Annotated in this window: 1 protein-coding gene; it reads right to left on the reverse strand. The window is 53.7% G+C overall.

The features are described from left to right. Positions 1 to 196 (reverse strand): hypothetical protein (locus tag EN932_RS37605; RefSeq protein WP_164890920.1); only part of this gene is annotated, 196 nt, incomplete at its 3' end. Between the last annotated feature and the right edge of the window lie 303 nt (positions 197 to 499).

The following is a 499-nucleotide window of genomic DNA, read 5'->3' on the forward strand; positions in this document are numbered from 1 at the left end:
GTTCCGGCTTATGATTGCGTCCCTCGCGCGCCAGCTCGTCGGCCGCCTGGGATATCTGCGCTTCAAGATCCTCCATCGAAGCCGCGATATCGAGGTCGCCGCTGCCGATCTCATTGCTGAGGTCGAGATCGAGCGCCTTTTCCAGTTCCCTGGCCACTTCGCTGTCGAGAGTTCTCGTCGTCGGTTTCTTTGCCATGCCTTCGCTACCCTGTACTAGCTGCCGCGGGCTTATAATTTTGTTTGTCTTGCCCCGCGCAGGAGGCTGAAAATGGACCCCTCGTATCGTAATGACACAGGGGGGTAAAGAAAACATGCATTCCGCGGGATACGTAAAACTTTAAATATAAGGTTAACGGAACTGTGATTTGGACGCCGCTTTGGCAACATTTTTCCGGGCCATTCATTAACCCGTTGTCCATTGGATTCGCCTAGGTTTTTGGGCGAGTCGAAGAAACGGAGTTCGAGTTCATGCGTGGCGAAAGCGGCATCGCCTTCTCAA

It is taken from the genome of Mesorhizobium sp. M7A.F.Ca.US.002.01.1.1 (genome assembly GCF_004022955.1).
Lineage (GTDB): Bacteria > Pseudomonadota > Alphaproteobacteria > Rhizobiales > Rhizobiaceae > Mesorhizobium > Mesorhizobium ciceri.